At 72.7% G+C, this 16,593-nt stretch carries 17 protein-coding genes and 1 pseudogene; 3 read left to right on the plus strand and 15 right to left on the minus strand.

What is annotated here, in order from left to right:
- The 11 genes and pseudogenes from ACIBAD_RS19645 to ACIBAD_RS19695 all read right to left on the minus strand — a co-directional run.
- Window positions 1–274 (minus strand): annotated as a pseudogene (locus ACIBAD_RS19645) (sulfate ABC transporter substrate-binding protein); the annotation flags it as partial.
- Window positions 275–489: 215 nt separating this feature from the next.
- The gene (locus tag ACIBAD_RS19650; RefSeq protein WP_134070200.1) at window positions 490–1,839 is read right to left on the minus strand and encodes a GTP-binding protein; all 1,350 of its coding nucleotides are present in this window, start codon (window positions 1,837–1,839) and stop codon (window positions 490–492) included.
- A gap of 2 nt (window positions 1,840–1,841) precedes the next feature.
- Window positions 1,842–2,795 carry a sulfate adenylyltransferase subunit CysD gene (cysD, locus tag ACIBAD_RS19655; protein ID WP_398907871.1) on the minus strand — a complete coding sequence of 318 codons (954 nt, stop codon included), beginning with the start codon at window positions 2,793–2,795 and terminating at the stop codon, window positions 1,842–1,844.
- The gene (gene cysC / locus ACIBAD_RS19660) at window positions 2,792–3,337 is read right to left on the minus strand and encodes an adenylyl-sulfate kinase (RefSeq protein ID WP_134070196.1); all 546 of its coding nucleotides are present in this window, start codon (window positions 3,335–3,337) and stop codon (window positions 2,792–2,794) included. The genes cysD and cysC overlap by 4 nt, the downstream gene beginning before the upstream one ends.
- Window positions 3,338–3,429: 92 nt before the next feature.
- Window positions 3,430–4,158: a phosphoadenylyl-sulfate reductase gene (locus tag ACIBAD_RS19665; protein WP_398907872.1), complete on the minus strand. Its 729-nt coding sequence runs from the start codon at window positions 4,156–4,158 to the stop codon at window positions 3,430–3,432.
- Window positions 4,155–4,334, minus strand: a complete 180-nt coding sequence (locus tag ACIBAD_RS19670) for a hypothetical protein (RefSeq protein ID WP_134070194.1) — start codon at window positions 4,332–4,334, stop codon at window positions 4,155–4,157. Before ACIBAD_RS19670 ends, ACIBAD_RS19665 begins: the two co-directional genes overlap by 4 nt.
- The gene (locus ACIBAD_RS19675; protein ID WP_134070192.1) at window positions 4,331–6,040 is read right to left on the minus strand and encodes a nitrite/sulfite reductase; all 1,710 of its coding nucleotides are present in this window, start codon (window positions 6,038–6,040) and stop codon (window positions 4,331–4,333) included. The genes ACIBAD_RS19670 and ACIBAD_RS19675 overlap by 4 nt, the downstream gene beginning before the upstream one ends.
- A gap of 229 nt (window positions 6,041–6,269) precedes the next feature.
- The gene (locus ACIBAD_RS19680; RefSeq protein WP_351782709.1) at window positions 6,270–6,353 is read right to left on the minus strand and encodes a putative leader peptide; all 84 of its coding nucleotides are present in this window, start codon (window positions 6,351–6,353) and stop codon (window positions 6,270–6,272) included.
- Between the two features lie 361 nt (window positions 6,354–6,714).
- Window positions 6,715–7,278: a GNAT family N-acetyltransferase gene (locus tag ACIBAD_RS19685; protein WP_134070190.1), complete on the minus strand. Its 564-nt coding sequence runs from the start codon at window positions 7,276–7,278 to the stop codon at window positions 6,715–6,717.
- 5 nt (window positions 7,279–7,283) lie between these two features.
- Window positions 7,284–8,549 (minus strand): GAF domain-containing protein, encoded by a 1,266-nt coding sequence (locus ACIBAD_RS19690; RefSeq protein WP_134074323.1) that lies wholly within the window; start codon window positions 8,547–8,549, stop codon window positions 7,284–7,286.
- A gap of 375 nt (window positions 8,550–8,924) precedes the next feature.
- Entirely contained in the window at window positions 8,925–10,580 is a 1,656-nt protein-coding gene (locus ACIBAD_RS19695) for an acyl-CoA dehydrogenase family protein (protein WP_398907873.1), read from the minus strand.
- A 17-nt stretch (window positions 10,581–10,597) separates the two neighbouring features.
- On the opposite strand from ACIBAD_RS19695, the gene ACIBAD_RS19700 reads away from it, so the two are divergent.
- Together ACIBAD_RS19700 and ACIBAD_RS19705 are read left to right on the plus strand one after the other, a co-directional pair.
- Entirely contained in the window at window positions 10,598–11,731 is a 1,134-nt protein-coding gene (locus ACIBAD_RS19700; RefSeq protein ID WP_134070186.1) for a YihY/virulence factor BrkB family protein, read from the plus strand.
- A gap of 76 nt (window positions 11,732–11,807) precedes the next feature.
- Window positions 11,808–12,569, plus strand: a complete 762-nt coding sequence (locus ACIBAD_RS19705; RefSeq protein ID WP_398907874.1) for a helix-turn-helix domain-containing protein — start codon at window positions 11,808–11,810, stop codon at window positions 12,567–12,569.
- Here the strand turns inward: ACIBAD_RS19705 and ACIBAD_RS19710 are convergent.
- Entirely contained in the window at window positions 12,506–12,925 is a 420-nt protein-coding gene (locus ACIBAD_RS19710) for a VOC family protein (protein WP_166682026.1), read from the minus strand. The two genes, ACIBAD_RS19705 and ACIBAD_RS19710, sit on opposite strands and share 64 nt — an antisense overlap.
- A gap of 311 nt (window positions 12,926–13,236) precedes the next feature.
- Here ACIBAD_RS19710 and rsgA point away from each other — a divergent pair, with 311 nt between their 5' ends.
- A complete protein-coding gene (rsgA, locus tag ACIBAD_RS19715) occupies window positions 13,237–14,355 on the plus strand; it encodes a ribosome small subunit-dependent GTPase A (RefSeq protein ID WP_134070184.1) in 1,119 nt (372 codons plus the stop codon).
- 98 nt (window positions 14,356–14,453) lie between these two features.
- Here the strand turns inward: rsgA and ACIBAD_RS19720 are convergent, their stop codons facing one another.
- The 3 genes from ACIBAD_RS19720 to ACIBAD_RS19730 all read right to left on the minus strand — a co-directional run bounded on the left by ACIBAD_RS19720 (window position 14,454) and on the right by ACIBAD_RS19730 (window position 16,519).
- Window positions 14,454–14,834 (minus strand): PPOX class F420-dependent oxidoreductase, encoded by a 381-nt coding sequence (locus ACIBAD_RS19720; protein ID WP_134070182.1) that lies wholly within the window; start codon window positions 14,832–14,834, stop codon window positions 14,454–14,456.
- A gap of 136 nt (window positions 14,835–14,970) precedes the next feature.
- The gene (locus ACIBAD_RS19725) at window positions 14,971–15,453 is read right to left on the minus strand and encodes a DUF456 domain-containing protein (protein WP_134070180.1); all 483 of its coding nucleotides are present in this window, start codon (window positions 15,451–15,453) and stop codon (window positions 14,971–14,973) included.
- An 88-nt stretch (window positions 15,454–15,541) separates the two neighbouring features.
- A complete protein-coding gene (locus tag ACIBAD_RS19730; protein ID WP_134074321.1) occupies window positions 15,542–16,519 on the minus strand; it encodes a helix-turn-helix domain-containing protein in 978 nt (325 codons plus the stop codon).
- Window positions 16,520–16,593 lie beyond the last annotated feature (74 nt).

Raw genomic sequence — 16,593 nt, forward strand, 5'->3', positions numbered from 1 at the left:
TGGCGATCAGGCCTTCCTGGATACCGACCAGCGCGGTGGCGTGGGTCAGGTTCGGGAAGTACCCGATACGGACCTCGGACGCGGAGAGCTTCTTGGTCCCGTCAGCGGCGGCGGCCGCCTTCTTGTCCTCCGGCTTGTCGGCCTGGGAGCCGTAGCCGCAGGAGGCGAGCACGCCGATCAGCAGCGGCAGGGCGGCAGCGGCGGCAACGCCGCGTCGAACGCCGGAACGGGAAAGCGCAGTAAGGGTGTTACGGGTATGGCCGGTGGCAGGCACGGGAGGACTTCCTCTCGTCGCGTCATCTCATGACGCACGTCTTCGTCTGTGCAGCAAGGACAGGTATAGCTGGTGGGGGGTGAGGGCGCGCAGGCAGTGCGCGTACGTCATCGCGCACATCGCGCCACTCCTCCCTCGCCGCTGCCGAGGCGGCCGCTGCCTACGCGGCCGCCTTCCTTGGCGAACGTGGAGTAGATGTCCGAGGAGGGCATCGGTCAGAAGTCCCATCCTTCGTCATCCGCCTGGACGGTCGTCCGGGCCTGGGAGGCGAAGGACTCGCCGGCCATGCCCGCCGCCAGGGTCGTGCCGTCCGCCGGGTCGATGAGCAGGAAGGACCCGGTGCGGCGGGAGTCGGCGTACGCGTCGAGCGCGAGCGGCTCGGCGGTCCGTACGACGACGCGGCCGATGTCGTTGGCCACCAGCTGCCCGGGGTTCGGGTGCTGGGACAGGTCGTCCAGGGTCAGCCGCGAGGGGATCTCCTTGACGATGGCCTTGACCGTGCGCGTGGTGTGCTTGAGCAGCACCCGCGCGCCGACGGCCAGCGGCTGGTCCGCGACGTGGCAGACGGTCGCGATCACGTCCTGCGTGGTGGCGGGCGGGTTCGCGGACGGCGCGATCAGGTCGCCGCGCGAGATGTCGATGTCGTCCGCGAGACGGACCGTCACCGACTGCGGTGCCCACGCGATGTCCACCGACTCGCCCAGGGCGTCGATGCCCTCGATGACCGAGGTGCGCCCCGACGGCAGGACGGTGACGGCCTCGCCGACGCGCAGCACGCCGGAGGCGATCTGGCCCGCGTAGCCGCGGTAGTCGGGGTGCTCGGCGGTCTGCGGGCGGATCACGTACTGCACCGGGAAACGCGCCGGGCAGGCGGTGAGGTCGTGGCTGACCGGGACGGTCTCCAGGTGCTCCAGCACGGTCGGGCCGCCGTACCAGTCCATGTGGGCGGAGGGTTCGACCACGTTGTCCCCGGCGAGCGCCGAGATCGGGATCGCGGTGATCTCGGGGACGCCGAGGTCGGAGGCGTACGCGGTGAACTCGGCGGCGATCTTCGCGAAGACATGCTCCTCGAAGCCCACCAGGTCCATCTTGTTCACGGCCAGCACCACGTGCGGGACCCGCAGCAGGGCCGCGACGGCGGCGTGCCGGCGGGTCTGCTCGATGACGCCGTTGCGGGCGTCGACGAGGACGACGGCGAGGTCGGCGGTGGAGGCGCCGGTGACCATGTTGCGGGTGTACTGCACGTGGCCGGGGGTGTCGGCGAGGATGAACCGGCGGCGGGCGGTGGCGAAGTAGCGGTAGGCGACGTCGATGGTGATGCCCTGCTCGCGCTCGGCGCGCAGGCCGTCGGTCAGCAGTGCCAGGTCCGGGGCGTCCTGGCCGCGCTGGGCGGAGACGGCCTCCACGGCCTCCAGCTGGTCCGTGAGAACCGACTTGGAGTCGTGCAGCAGCCGTCCGACCAGGGTGGACTTGCCGTCGTCGACGGAGCCGGCGGTCGCGAAGCGCAGCAGCGTGGTCGCTGCGAGGTCGGCGAAGCCGGCGACCTGATCAGTGGTGGGGGTCATGGCTAGAAGTACCCTTCGCGCTTGCGGTCTTCCATCGCGGCCTCGGACATCTTGTCGTCGGCGCGGGTCGCGCCCCGCTCGGTGAGCCGGGAGGCGGCGATCTCGGTGATCACGGCGTCCAGCGTGGTCGCGTCGGAGTCGACGGCGCCGGTGCAGGACATGTCACCGACGGTCCGGTAGCGGATGAGACGCGTCTGCGGCGTCTCGCCGTCCTTCGGGCCGCCCCATTCGCCGGCGGTCAGCCACATGCCGTTGCGCTGGAACACCTCGCGCTCGTGGGCGAAGTAGATCTGCGGCAGTTCGATGTCCTCGCGGGCGATGTACTGCCACACGTCCAGCTCGGTCCAGTTGGAGAGCGGGAAGACGCGGACGTGCTCGCCGGGGGCGTGGCGGCCGTTGTAGAGCTGCCACAGCTCCGGGCGCTGGCGGCGCGGGTCCCACTGGGAGAACTCGTCGCGCAGGGAGAACACGCGCTCCTTGGCGCGGGCCTTCTCCTCGTCGCGGCGCCCGCCGCCGAACACGGCGTCGAACTTCAGCTGCTGGATGGCCTCCGTCAGGGGGACGGTCTGGAGCGGGTTGCGGACCCCGTCCGGGCGCTCGCGCAGCTTGCCGGCGTCGATGTACTCCTGGACGGAGGCGATGTGCAGGCGGAGGTGGTGCTTGGCCACCGCGCGGTCGCGGTAGTCGAGGACCTCGGGGAAGTTGTGCCCGGTGTCGACGTGCAGCAGCGTGAAGGGCACCGGCGCGGGCGCGAAGGCCTTGAGCGCCAGGTGCAGCATGACGATGGAGTCCTTGCCGCCGGAGAAGAGGATCACCGGCTTCTCGAACTCGCCCGCCACCTCGCGGAAGATGTGCACGGCCTCGGATTCGAGGGCGTCGAGGTGCGACAGCGCGTAGGGCGCGGAGCCCAGGGAATCGTCCGCGGCCTCGTGGACGTGTGCGACGGTGGCCGTCATGCCAGACCCCTCTCGGTGAGCAGCGCGTGCAGGGCCGAAGCCGACTCCTGCACGGTCTGCGTGTGCGACTCGATGCGCAGGTCCGGGGAGTCCGGAGCCTCGTACGGGTCGTCGACGCCGGTCAGACCGGAGATCTCGCCCGCCGCCTGCTTGGCGTACAGGCCCTTCACGTCACGCTCGGAGCAGACCTCGACCGGGGTGGCCACGTGCACCTCCAGGTACGAGGTGCCCTCGGCGGCGTGCCGCTTGCGGACGGCCTCGCGGCTGTCCGAGAACGGCGCGATCACCGGTACGAGCGCCTTGACGCCGTTGCTCGCGAGGAGTTCGGCGACGAACCCGATCCGCTGCACGTTGGTGTGGCGGTCCTCCCGGCTGAAGCCCAGGCCGGCGGAGAGGAACTCGCGGATCTCGTCGCCGTCGAGGACCTCCACGCGGTGGCCTTCGGCGCGCAGCCGCTCGGCCAGCGCGTACGCGATGGTGGTCTTGCCCGCGCTCGGCAGCCCGGTCAGCCACACGGTGGCGCCCTGGTCGCTCACGCTCATCGTTCTCGTCTCCGTCGGTTCTGTGACAGTCGGTGCTTCGGGAGTCGCCTTTCGGGACTCGCCGCTTCGGGACTCGCTTCGGGGCCCGGTCATCAGCCGTGCAGTCCGCACTCGGTCTTGGCCCGGCCGGCCCAGCGGCCGGCCCGCGCGTCCTCGCCCTCCGCCACGCGGCGGGTGCAGGGGGCGCAGCCGACGGACGCGTAGCCGTCCATCAGCAGCGGGTTGGTCAGGACCCCGTGCTCGGCGACGTAGGCGTCGACCTCGTCCTGGGTCCAGCGGGCGATCGGGGAGACCTTGACCTTCTGCCGCTTCTCGTCCCAGCCGACCACCGGGGTGTTCGCCCGGGTGGGGGACTCGTCGCGGCGCAGGCCCGTCGCCCACGCGTCGTACGCCGTCAGGCCCTCTTCCAGCGGCCTGACCTTGCGCAGCGCGCAGCACAGGTCCGGGTCGCGGTCGTGCAGCTTCGGGCCGTACTCCGCGTCCTGCTCGGCCACCGTCTGACGGGGGGTGAGGGTGATGACGTTGACGTCCATCACGGCCTCGACCGCGTCACGGGTGCCGATGGTCTCCTCGAAGTGGTAGCCGGTGTCGAGGAAGACCACGTCCACGCCGGGAAAGGCCCGGGAGGCCAGGTGGGCGACCACCGCGTCCTCCATGGAGGAGGTGACGCAGAACTTCTTGCCGAAGGTGTCGGCCGCCCAGCGCAGGATCTCCAGCGGGGACGCGTCTTCGAGGTCGCGCCCGGCCTGCTCGGCAACGCTCTTCAGGGAGACGGCCTCGGGACTGCCGGCGTTGAGACGGTCGTCTTGAGTGGTGGTCATATCCCTTCCCCTCCCGCGGTGTCGGACGTGACTCCCCGGGCCAAGAGCCCGAGGTACTTCAGCTGGAAGGCCCGGTTGCAGGCCCTGCACTCCCAGGCGCCGTGACCCGTCTCGTTCGGAAACAGGTCCTCGTCGCCGCAGTACGGGCAGTAGAACGGGGCCGCGCGCTCGCTCACGAGAGGTCCTCGTCCTTCGCACGGGTCACCCAGGCGGCGAAGCGCTCGCCGTCCTCGCGCTGCTCCTCGAAGCGCGTGACGACCCGCTCGACGTAGTCCGGCAGGCCGGCCGAGGTGACCTTGAGGCCGCGGACCTTGCGGCCGAAGCCGGCCTCCAGGCCGAGGGCGCCGCCCAGGTGGACCTGGTACCCCTCGACCTGCTTGCCGTCGTCGTCCAGGACCAGCTGGCCCTTGAGACCGATGTCCGCCACCTGGATGCGGGCGCAGGCGTTCGGGCAGCCGTTGATGTTGATGGTCAGCGGCTCCGCGAACTCCGGCAGGCGGCGCTCCAGCTCGTCGATCAGCGAGGCGCCGCGCGCCTTCGTCTCGACGATGGCCAGCTTGCAGAACTCGATGCCGGTGCAGGCCATCGTGCCGCGGCGGAACGGGGACGGCTTGACCCGCAGGTCCAGCGCCTCCAGCGCGGCGACGACGGAGTCGACCTTGTCCGCCTCGATGTCGAGGACGATCATCTTCTGCTCGGCGGTGGTGCGCAGGCGGCCGGAGCCGTGCTGCTCGGCCACGTCCGCGATCTTGGTGAGGGTGGCGCCGTCCACGCGGCCGACGCGGGGTGCGAAGCCGACGTAGAAGCGGCCGTCCTGCTGCCGGTGGACGCCGACGTGGTCGCGCCACTGGCCGGTGGGCTGCTCGGGCGCGGGGCCGTCGGTCAGCTTGCGCTTCAGGTACTCGTCCTCCAGGACCTGGCGGAACTTGGCCGGGCCCCAGTCGGCGACGAGGAACTTCAGCCGGGCGCGGGTGCGCAGGCGGCGGTAGCCGTAGTCGCGGAAGATCGAGATGACGCCCTCGTAGACGTCCGGGACCTCGTCGAGCGAGACCCAGGTGCCCAGGCGCACGCCCAGCTTGGGGTTGGTGGAGAGGCCGCCGCCGACCCAGACGTCGAAGCCGGGGCCGTGCTCGGGGTGGTTCACGCCCACGAAGGCGATGTCGTTGATCTCGTGCGCCACGTCGAGCAGCGGCGAGCCGGAGACCGCGGACTTGAACTTGCGGGGCAGGTTGGAGAAGTCCGGGTTGCCCACGATGCGGCGGTGGATCTCGTCGATGGCGGGGGTGCCGTCGATGATCTCGTCCTGGGCGATGCCGGCGACGGGCGAGCCGAGGATGACGCGGGGCGTGTCACCGCAGGCCTCGGTGGTGGACAGCCCGACGGCCTCCAGGCGGCGCCAGATCTCCGGGACGTCCTCGATCCGGATCCAGTGGTACTGCACGTTCTGCCGGTCGGTGAGGTCGGCGGTCCCGCGCGCGAACTCCTGCGAGATCTCGCCGATGACGCGCAGCTGCTCGGTGGTCAGCCGGCCGCCGTCGATGCGGACGCGCAGCATGAAGTACTTGTCGTCCAGCTCCTCCGGCGCCAGGATCGCGGTCTTGCCGCCGTCGATCCCGGGCTTGCGCTGGGTGTACAGACCCCACCAGCGCATGCGGCCGCGCAGGTCGTTGGGGTCGATCGAGTCGAAGCCCGTCTTGGAGTAGATCGTCTCAATGCGTGTCCGCACGTTGAGACCGTCGTCGTCCCTCTTGAACTGCTCGTTGCCGTTGAGGGGGGTGTGGTGTCCAACGGCCCACTGACCCTCACCGCGGTGACGGCCGCTCTTGCGGCGCGCGGCGGCTGCGGGAGCTGCGGCTGCGGGCGTTTCGGGGGTGGCGGCCATGGCGGTACGTCCTTCTTCGGCGGCTCGTTGCAAGGGCGGGGGGAGGGGCGGCGAGTGCCCCTGTGATCAGCCCTGCCGCTGAGCAGGTGCGGCTGATCGCCGCCCGATTTCCCGGTTGTGCCGGTGGTCAGGGCGGTGTTCTGCCTTCAGGGGACTGCGGGCGGCTGCGCCCCCGCTACGACGGTGTGCGGGGCGCTGTGCCGGGGCTGCGCGGCGGTGGCTGGTTCCGTCAGCGCGCCGAACAGATGGCGCTGGACATGCGGCCGAGGTCGACGTGCCGCCGACTCACCAAGGCAATTCCAGCTCCATTCATGGCGGAAGCGTGTCATGTGCCGATTGGAGGAGTCCACTACTGTCCATTATTCGGACGATGTAGTCCCGCATACCGAGACGACGTGACGCCGGTCACGTGGTGGCGGGACGCGGGATCCAGCCGGAAGGAGTTGCTCCACGCTACTCGCCCGCGGGCGGGGCGACGGGGCGCAACGGCGTCGGCCCCGTGATCCCGTCGGCCCCCGGCCCCTCCCGGCGGAGCCTGTCGAGGGCCCGGGCCGAGGCCCTGTGAACGGGGAACGGCACCAGCGGCGGGAGTCGGAGGTCCGTCCGGGATGCGCACGCCCCGCCCCCGCGCTCCCGCAGCCACGCCCCGCGGGGCGGAGGGTTCCGGTGGGGCGTCACGCGCCCGGCCAGGGGCCCGGGGTAGGGGTGTCCTGCTTCTGCTCCGTCTCCGTCTTGAAGAGCTTGAAGCCGCGGCGCAGGTAGTTGTCCATGGCCGTCGGGCCGTCCTGGCTGCAGGTGTGGAGCCAGACCCGCGTCGTCGCCTCGCGCCCCGGCCAGCGGTCCGCCAGGGACCAGGCCGCGTCGACGCCCAGCGTCAGCAGGTGGCCTCCGATGCGGCGGCCCCGGAAGTCCGGGAGCAGCCCGAAGTACATGATCTCCACCACCCCGTCGTCCTGCGGGTCGAGCTCCACGTACCCCGCCGGCGTCCCGCGCTCGTACGCCACCCACGTCTCCACGCCGGGACGGCCCAGCTGCTCCACCCACTGCGCCCGGGTCAGGGACAGCCGGTCCGTCCAGTGGATGTCACCGCCCACCGAGGCGTAGAGGAAGCGGCTGAACTCCGGCGAGGGGACCTCCGCCCGCCGGACACTGATCTCAGGCCCTGGGACGGCCGCCCGGACCAGATCCTGAGGTGAGGCCATTTCCAGGGACCACGTGGTGAGTGTGATGGTGCTCATGCAGGTCAGGGAATCACGCCCGCCCCCGGACGGCCCAGCCGGGCCCTGATCACCGCCGGCGCCGTCGAATGCGGCAGCAGGGCCGCCGGGTCCTCGGGGCGGATCAGCTCCACCTCCACGTCGTCCGCGAAGCGGTACGGGCGGTGAGTCAGCACCCCGCCCAGGTGCCGCCGTACCCGGGACAGCTCCGCACGCACCGTCACCGTCCGTGTCGGGTCCCCGAACAGCTCCGCCGCCAGCTCCGCCGCCGACCGCCCCCGCGGGCTCGCCGCCAGCAGGAACAGCAGCTCCGCGTGGCGCGGGCTCAGCTCCTGGGACCAGCTCCCGGCGGCCCCGTACACCGTCGCCGACCACGCGCGCGGGCGGCTCAGGTCCAGGACGACCCGGCTCGCCGCCGCGGCCGCCCCCCGCGCCTCCGCGACGCGCAGCAGCCAGCCGCCCGGCAGCGGCTCCACGAGGCAGTCCCCGAGCTGCGCCACCCACACCCGGCCCGGCCCGAACCCCTTCGGCAGCGCGATCCGGTCCGCCGGGGCCAGCCCCGTCACGGCCGCCGTCCAGCCGTGCGGGTCGACCGCCAGGGCCTGCCCCGGCAGCCGGGCCAGCAGCGGCGACGCGACCGCCCGCAGCCGCTCCAGCGACTCCAGGTGCCGGACCCGAAGCTCCCGCTCCGCGAGGCGGGCCACCGAGCTCACCCACGCCAGCGTGGCCGGGTGCATGGTGGCCAGCGGCCCGCTGACGTCCACCACGCCCAGCAGCCGCCCGTCCCGCGGGTCCCGCACCGGCGCCCCCGCACAGGTCCAGTCGTGGTGGCTGGAGACGAAGTGCTCCGCCGAGAACACCTGCACGGGCTGCCGGGCCACCAGAGCCGTACCCACGCCGTTCGTGCCGACCACCGCCTCGTCCCAGTCGGCGCCCACCGCGAACCCGAGCCGGTCCGCCTTGCGCAGGATCGAGGAGGCCCCCTCCCGCCACAGCAGCCGCCCCTCCGCGTCGGCGACGACCATGATGTGCAGCGCCGTGTCCAGCGCCGGCAGCAGCCCCTCGCGCAGCACCGGCAGGACCTCCCTCAGCGGCGAGACCTGCCGCCGCTCCTCCGTCTCGGCCGCCGACAGCATCCGCGAGCGCGCGTCCCGGTCCGGGTGGACCCCGCCGGCCAGCATCCGGCGCCAGGACTCGGCGATCTCCGGGCGGGGCTCCGCCGGCGGCCGGTCCCCGGCCAGCGCCGCCGCCCGCACCCCCTTGAGCAGACGCGCGGCCTCCCGCGCGTCCATGGCCGAGATGCGTGCCACATCGACCGTGCTGCCTGCGGTGTAGGCCACCGGAACCTCCCCGTGCGGAACGAAACGCAGAGAACGCAGAGAACGCAAAGAACGCCGAGAACTCAGAGAACATCGAGAACGCCGAGAACGCCGAGAACGCCGAGAACTCGGAGGACTCGGAGGACTCAGAGGGTTGCAACGGTATGCAACTCTCGCCAAGTCCCGGTCACCCGACCGAAACTGTCGGGACGTCGCCTCGCGGCGTGACAGCTCCTCCTCGGGGCTTTCCGGATCAGGGGTGGTGCCGAGTCGGCGCGGCGCCACCCCTGATCCCGGTCAACGGGCCCGGATCCCGGCTCGGACCTGTTTGGGGACAGGTCCCGGAACCTAGCCCGCGATCCGCGCCCGTTCGACCAGCGCGCCCAGGTGCAGGCTGTGCGGCAGAGTGCCGAAGGCCGCGCCCCAGTCGCCGCCCAGGCGCGAGGCGCAGAACGCGTCCGCCACCTCGGGCGGCGCCCAGCGCACCAGCAGCGACCCCTGGAGCACCAGGGCGATGCGCTCCACCACCCGGCGCGCCCGCGCCTCGATGCCCTCCAGGTCCGCGAGTTCCGTCAGCAGCCCTTTGATGGCCGAATCCAGCCGGTGGTCGGCGCCGCGCGCCTGCCCCACTTCCTGCAGGAGCGCATTGAGCGCCATCGGCTCCCGCTGCAGCGCCCGCAGCACGTCCAGGGCCTGCACGTTGCCCGAACCCTCCCAGATCGAGTTCAGCGGGGACTCGCGCAGCAGCCTCGGCATCCCGGACTCCTCGACGTAGCCGTTGCCGCCCAGACACTCCAGTGCCTCCGCCACCATCGGCGTACACCGCTTGGTCACCCAGTACTTCGCGGCGGGCACCGCGATGCGCAGGAAGGCCCGCTCCTGCTCCGTCCCCGCGTCGTACGCGGCCGCGAGGCGCAGCCCGAGCGTCGTCGCCGCCTCCGACTCCAGCGCGAGGTCGGCCAGCACGTTGCGCATCAGCGGCTGCTCGATGAGCCGTGCTCCGAAAGCAGAGCGGTGCTCCGCATGGTGCACGGCCTGCGTCAGCGCCTGCCGCATCAGCGCCGCCGAGCCCAGCACGCAGTCCAGCCGGGTCGCCGCGACCATCCCGATGATGGTCCGCACCCCCCGCCCCTCCTCGCCGACCCGCCGCGCCCACGTCCCGTCGAACTCCACCTCGGCCGAAGCGTTCGACCGGTTGCCCAGCTTGTCCTTCAGCCGCTGGACCGCGAACGCGTTGCGCGTGCCGTCCGGCAGCACCCGCGGCACCAGGAAGCACGTCAGAGCGTCCGTTCCGGAGGAGGACGCCTGCGCCAGCACCAGGAACCCGTCCGACATCGGAGCCGAGCAGAACCACTTGTGCCCCGTCAGGAGGTACTCGCCGGCCGCGTCCAGCGGCTTCGCCGCCGTCGTGTTCGCCCGTACGTCGCTGCCGCCCTGCTTCTCCGTCATCCCCATGCCGAACAGCACCCCGGCCTTCTGCCCGGCCGGCCGCAGTCCCTCCTCGTACGCGTGCGAGGTCAGCCGCGGCTCCCATTCGGCGGCCAGCTCCGGATCCGTCCGCAGCGCCGGTACGGCCGCATGGGTCATCGACACGGGGCAGCCGTGCCCCGCCTCGGCCTGCGACCACACGAAGAATCCGGCCGCGCGGCGCAGATGCCCGGCCGGCCGGCCCCACGCGTCGGTCAGCCCGGCGCCCACCGCGTGCCCGAGCAGCCGGTGCCAGGCCGGATGGAACTCCACCTCGTCGATCCGGTTGCCGTACCGGTCGTGCGTACGCAGTTCCGGAGGGTTCTCGTTCGCCTGCGCGCCCCACGTCTGGGCCTGCGCCGAGCCCGCCGCACGCCCCAGTTCCGCGAGTTCCTCACGCACCTCGCCGAGGAGTTCGGGGGCCGCGGCCGACAGGTGCCGCTCCACGCCCTCCCGCAGCGCCCGGTCGGTGCCGTAGACGTCGTAGCCCACCAGGGGAGGGGCCTGGTTGGTGACTGTGTGGGTGGTGGCTGCCATGCGGATACCGTAAGGACGTGCAGCCAGCAAAAGAAACACCCGAGCGGGTCCACGAGCGGGTCCCCGGGCGACTCCACCGGGCCCGTGCCCTGTACCGCAACGTCTCCAAGCGCAAGATGGCGTGGCTGCTGCTGAAAGACACCGTCAATTCGTGCATCGAGTACCGGATCCTCGGCCTGGCCGCCGAGGCGGCGTTCTTCACGCTGCTCTCGCTGCCCCCGCTGTTCCTCGGCCTCCTGGGCCTCCTCGGGTACGTCGACGGCTGGACGGGCGGCACCTTCGTGGCCTCCATCGAGGAGAACATCCTCAACGCGGTCGGCACGGTCCTCTCCGACCGGGGCGTCAACGACATCGCCAAACCGATGCTCGACGACGTCACCAAGGCCGGCCGCCCGGACCTGATCTCCCTCGGCTTCGCCTTCGCCCTCTGGTCGGGCTCGCGCGCCGTGAACGTCTTCATCGACACCATCACCGTGATGTACGGGCTCGACGGCCAGCGCGGCATCGTCAAGACCCGGCTGCTCTCCTTCCTGCTGTACGTGGTCGCCCTGGTGATCGGCGCCGTCGTACTGCCGCTGATGGTGGCGGGGCCCGACGCGGTCGTCCGCTGGGTGCCCTGGAGCACCGAGGTGATCGCGGTCCTCTACTGGCCGATCGTCACCCTGCTGTCGATCGCCTTCCTGACCACGCTCTACCACGTGTCCGTACCCGTGCGCTCCCCGTGGATCGAGGACGTCCCGGGCGCGCTCGTGGCGCTCGCCATGTGGGTACTGGGCTCGTTCCTGCTGCGGATCTACCTCACGAACACCGTCGAGGGCCCGACCATCTACGGTTCGCTGGCCGCGCCCGTCGCCGTCCTGCTGTGGATCGGCGTGTCGGCCTTCGCCGTGCTCGTCGGCGCGGCGGTGAACGCCGCCATCGACCGGGTCTGGCCGTCCGTGGCGACCGCCGCGGCCCGCGAGGCCAACGAGCGGGCCCGCGAGGCGGAGGCCGCGCAGCTGATCGCGCGCGCCGCCGCGTGGCGGGCCCTGGCCGAGGGCGAGTCGGAGGACGACGAGGAGGGGGGCGGCGAGATGCCCTCCGAGTTCCCGGAGCGCTGGTCGAAGTTCCTGCCGCCCGAGGACTACTCGGCCCGGCTGCGCAAGCACTGACCGCGGGCTGCGGACTGCGAGCCGCGAGCCGCGGGCTGCGAGCCGCGGCGGCCGGCCGCGGCGTAACGTGGCGGCCGTGTACGAGGAACGGCCGTCCGCGCTGGTGCCGGGCGCGATCGTCTGGCGGCACACCGCAGCCCCCGCAGCCGCCGGCGGGCCGGTGCTGCCCGACGGCTGCATGGACCTGCTGTGGGCCGACGGGCGGCTGCTGGTCGCCGGCCCCGACACCGGGCCGCACCCCGTCGGGGAGGTGCCGGGCGGGGCCCACGGCGCGATGTCGGGGCTGAGGTTCGCCCCCGGCACGGCGCCCGCGCTGCTCGGCGTACCGGCGTACGAGCTGCGTGACCGGCGGGTCGAGCTCGCCGACCTCTGGCCCGGGCCGGAGGTGCGCGAGCTCGCCGAGCGGATGAGCGCGTACGAGGACCCCGGCTCGGGGCTGGAGCGGCTGGCCCGCGGCCGCGCGGCGCGGAGCAAGCCCCCCGACCCCCTCGCCGCACGGGTGGCGGCCGGGCTCCGCGCGGGGGAATCCGTGGCCGCCGTGGCGGGAGCCGTGGGCCTCGGCGAGCGCCAGCTGCACCGGCGCTCCCTCGACGCCTTCGGCTACGGACCCCGCACGCTCGGGCGCGTGCTGCGCCTCCAGCGGGCGCTGGAGCTGGCTCGCCGGGGGCTGCCGCAGGCCGAGGTGGCGTACCGGGCCGGGTACGCCGACCAGGCCCACCTCGCCCGCGAGGTGCGGGCGCTGGCCGGGACCACCCCGGGGGCGTATGCGGCGGCCTACGCCCCCGCGGCGGCGAACAGGGAGACCCCGCAGCCGTCCGGGTCGAGCACCACGGCGTAGCGCTGCCCCCAGAAGGCGTCCCAGGGCTTCAGGTGGCCCTCGTACCCGGCGTCCGTCAGCTCGGCGTACACCGCGTCCACCTCCGCGGGGGACCCGCACTGGAATGCGAGCCCCAGCCGGTCGCCACCGGAGGGGCGGGTCCAGGACGGGTCGAAGGAGCGGATCACCTCCTCCGTGTCCCAGCCGATCCGGAGCCCGCCGGGCAGGACGGCCTCCACGTGCGGCTGCTCCTCCGCCCCGGCCGGGACGTCCAGGCCCAGGCGGCGGTAGAAGGCGAGCGAGGCGGCCATGTCGGAGACGACGAGGCCGATCATGTCGAGTCGGGGAGTCGTTCGGGGAGTGGTTCGGGGAGTCATGCGGCCAGGCTAGGAGCGGCCCGGCCCGCCGGTCTTGAACGAATCGGACATGTACCCGGCCGAGGTGGCCGGAAAAGAATTGGCGTGCGCCGGAGCGCACTTGCTACGGTGATCGAGTTCCCGCCGAACCGCGCGGAACCGACCAGTTCGTGCATGACCCGGAGGTGAGTTCATTGATGACTGTCGTCACGCAGGGCGCCGCCCGCACTCAGAAGACCATCAATGTCACTTCCGTGGTCTCCGGCTGACCTCACACCTCTTCGCGCGCCGCTGAGCGCGCGCTGCCGGGGCCACCCTGTGAAGGGTTCCCCTTGTCTTTCTCTTCTGCCCGCCTTTCCTCCTCCTCTTCTGCGTACGCGTCCGCCCTCGCCCCCTTCGGCTGGGACGAGGCGTGGGAGGCCGAGTTCGCCCCGTACACCGGACAGGGCCTGGTGCCCGGCCGCGTGGTGCGGGTGGACCGCGGCCAGTGCGACGTCATGACGGCCGACGGCATCGTCCAAGCCGACACCGCCTTCGTCACCCCGCACGACCCGCTCCGCGTCATCTGCACCGGTGACTGGGCCGCCGTCGAGGCGTCCGGCAACCCCCGGTACGTCAAGACGTACCTGCCGCGCCGGACCGCCTTCGTACGGTCCACCTCCTCCAAGCGGTCCGAGGGGCAGATCCTCGCCGCCAACGTCGACCACGCGATCATCGCGGTCTCCCTGGCCGTCGAGCTGGACCTCGGCCGCATCGAGCGCTTCCTGGCCCTCGCCTGGGAGTCCGGGGCAGTGCCGCTGGTCGTCCTGACCAAGGCCGACCTCGTACCGGACCCGGTGACGCTCGCGCACCTGGTCCAGGACGTGGAGACCACGGCGCCGGGCGTCGACGTCCTCACCGTCTCCTCCCACACCGGGGAGGGCACGGACGTGCTGGCGGCGGTCGTCGCGGGCGGTACGAGCGTGCTGCTCGGCATCTCGGGCGCGGGCAAGTCCACCCTGGCGAACGCGCTGCTCGGCACCGACGTCATGGAGGTCCAGGCCACGCGCGACGCGGACGGCAAGGGCCGGCACACGACGACCACCCGCAACCTGCTGGCACTGCCCGGCGGGGGCGTCCTCATCGACACGCCCGGACTGCGGGGCGTCGGCCTGTGGGACGCCGGGACCGGCGTCGGCCAGGTCTTCGCGGAGATCGAGGAGTACGCGGCCGACTGCCGCTTCCACGACTGCGCGCACGAGGCCGAGCCGGGGTGCGCGGTCCTCGAAGCGCTGGAGACCGGCGAACTGCCGCAAAGGCGCCTGGAGAGCTACCGCAAGCTGCTCCGGGAGAACCAGCGGATCGTCGCCAAGACGGACGCCAGGCTGCGCAACGAGATCCGCCGGGACTGGCGGATCAAGTCGGCGGAGGGCCGGGCGAATTACGCGGCGAAGCGCAACGGCCGCTACTGAGCCCGCCCCCGGGCGCCTGCCCCCTCCCCCGAGGAGGGCAGGCGCCCGGGTCCGGCGGTCCGGGTCCGGAGGTCCGGGCGCGGCGGTCCGGGTCCGGGTCAGGCGTCGTCCAGGCCCCAGGCGAACACCCGCTCCGGGTGGATCCGGATCACCTCCGGGCTGAAGTGCGGGCCCAGCGCGTGCGGGCCCACCTCCAGCGTGGCGCGGCCTCGGATCTCGACCCCGCGGACCTTCCACGGCCGGGTGCTCGCCAGATCGTCCACCACGAGCGCGAGCCGCGGGTTGTTGCCGAGGTTCCGCCACTTCTTCGTCGACCCCATGGCCATGCCGCCCACCAGGATCGTTCCGTCCTCCTGCGGGAAGAACCCCACCGGGTTCGCCTGCGGCTGCCCGGCCGCGTCCACCGTCGCCAGCCGCCCCAGCCGCTGCGACCGGAGGTACGCCAGCTGCGCCTCGCTGAAACCCTTGAACTCCGTCATGGGACCCACCCTCGCAGCGCCCCGCACCACCCGCATCGGGCCTCCGGCCGAACAGGCGTAGACCCATGGCCCTAGGCCGCGCCTCCCGGATCCGAAAGACGCGCTTCCGGATCAGGCCCGGATCAAACGGCCCGAGTCAGCCCGCCACCACCGCCCCGAGCCAGGCGCCCGCCACCATCAGGCACGCGAGCAGTTCCACCAGCACGCTCGTGCCCACCGCCCGCATCACCGCCCGTACCGAGGCCCAGGCCTCGCCGTGCGTGCCCAGCCGCAGCCGCTCGCACACGTAGACGCCCCCCACGAACCCCGGAACCGCCCCCAGCACCGGCACCACCACGAAGCCGAGCAGCGCGCCCGCGCCCGCGTACACCGCCATCCGGCGGGTGACCCCCACGCCGCGCAGCCGCCGCGGCGGCAGCTGCCACTCGACCACCTGGACCACCAGCAGCAGGGCCGTCGCCGAGACCAGCAGGGACCACGCCAGGGTCGACCGCTCGTGCAGCGCCCACCACAGCACCCCCGCCCAGACCAGCCAGCTCCCCGGAACACCCGGGACCAGCACCCCGACCACCCCGAGCAGCAGCACCAACCCCACCAGGAGCAGCTGAGGCAGATCCATGCGCTCAGCCTGACCGACCGGGGCCCATCGGGCCACCCAGCCGCCGGGCCATCCAGCCGCCGGGCCACCCAGCCGCCGGGCGGCCCGGCTACCGGGCCACCCAGCCCCTTTCGTACGCGTGCCAGCCCAGCTGGAGCCGCGTCGTGACCCCCGACAGCTCCATCAGGCCCTTGACCCGCCGCTGCACCGTCCGCAGCCCCAGCTCCAAGTGCTTCGCCACGCTCGCGTCCGTCATCCCGGCCAGCAGCAGCGTCAGGATCTCCAGGTCGGTGGTGTCGGGCACGCCCCCCGACTCCTCCGCCGCGCCCGTCGCCCCCAGCCGCAGCGGAAGCGCCTCCCGCCACACCGCCTCGAAGAGGCCCGTCAAGGACTCCAACAGCCCCGAAGCGTGCACCACCAGCGCCGCCGGCTCCGCCCCGCGCGCCGTCAGCGGGACCATCGCCAGGGACCGGTCCGCGATCACCAGCTTCGTCGGGACGTCCCCCGTCACCCGGACCTGTTCGCCCCGGGCGAGCGCCGTCGACACCTCCCTGATCCCCGTCGGCAGGGCCAGTACCTCCCGCTCGATCACCACCCGGTACGCCACCCCCCGCACGGCGGCCCGGTCCTCCGCCTCGTTCTCCATCCCGCTGACCACCTGCGGCCGGCTGCTGACCAGGGCGCACACCTCCTCCGCCGCGCCCAGCTGGAGCTGGTGGAAGCGGTGCGCCACCGCACTCGCGCCCGTCACCACCTCCACCAGGTCGTGCACCGCCGGCTCGGCCGCCTCCGCCCGGTACTCCTGCGCCAGCAGCGCCGCCGTCAGCTCCGCCTGCTCCAGCTCGTGCCGCTGCTGCGTCAGCAGCGCCCCCAGCGCCACCCCCGGCGGGGCGGCCACCCAGCGCCCCGGCCGGGTCGAGGACTGAGCAGCCAGCCCGTGCCGCTCCAGATGCCGCAGGGCCCGCTCGGTCTGCGGCACCGGCAGCGTCAGCCGGTGCGCCAGGTCGGGCACCTCCGCCGCGCCCAGCGCCACCAGCGCGCGGTACGCCGACTCCTGGCCCTCGTCCAGGCCTATCGCGTTCAGCAACCGGTCCACCCACCCTCTCCACGGTGCTCCTGGCGGGAAGCGGCCACGGCGCAAACCCGCCGCGGACATCATCG

The organism is Streptomyces sp. NPDC051109, from assembly GCF_044455885.1.
GTDB lineage: Bacteria > Actinomycetota > Actinomycetes > Streptomycetales > Streptomycetaceae > Streptomyces.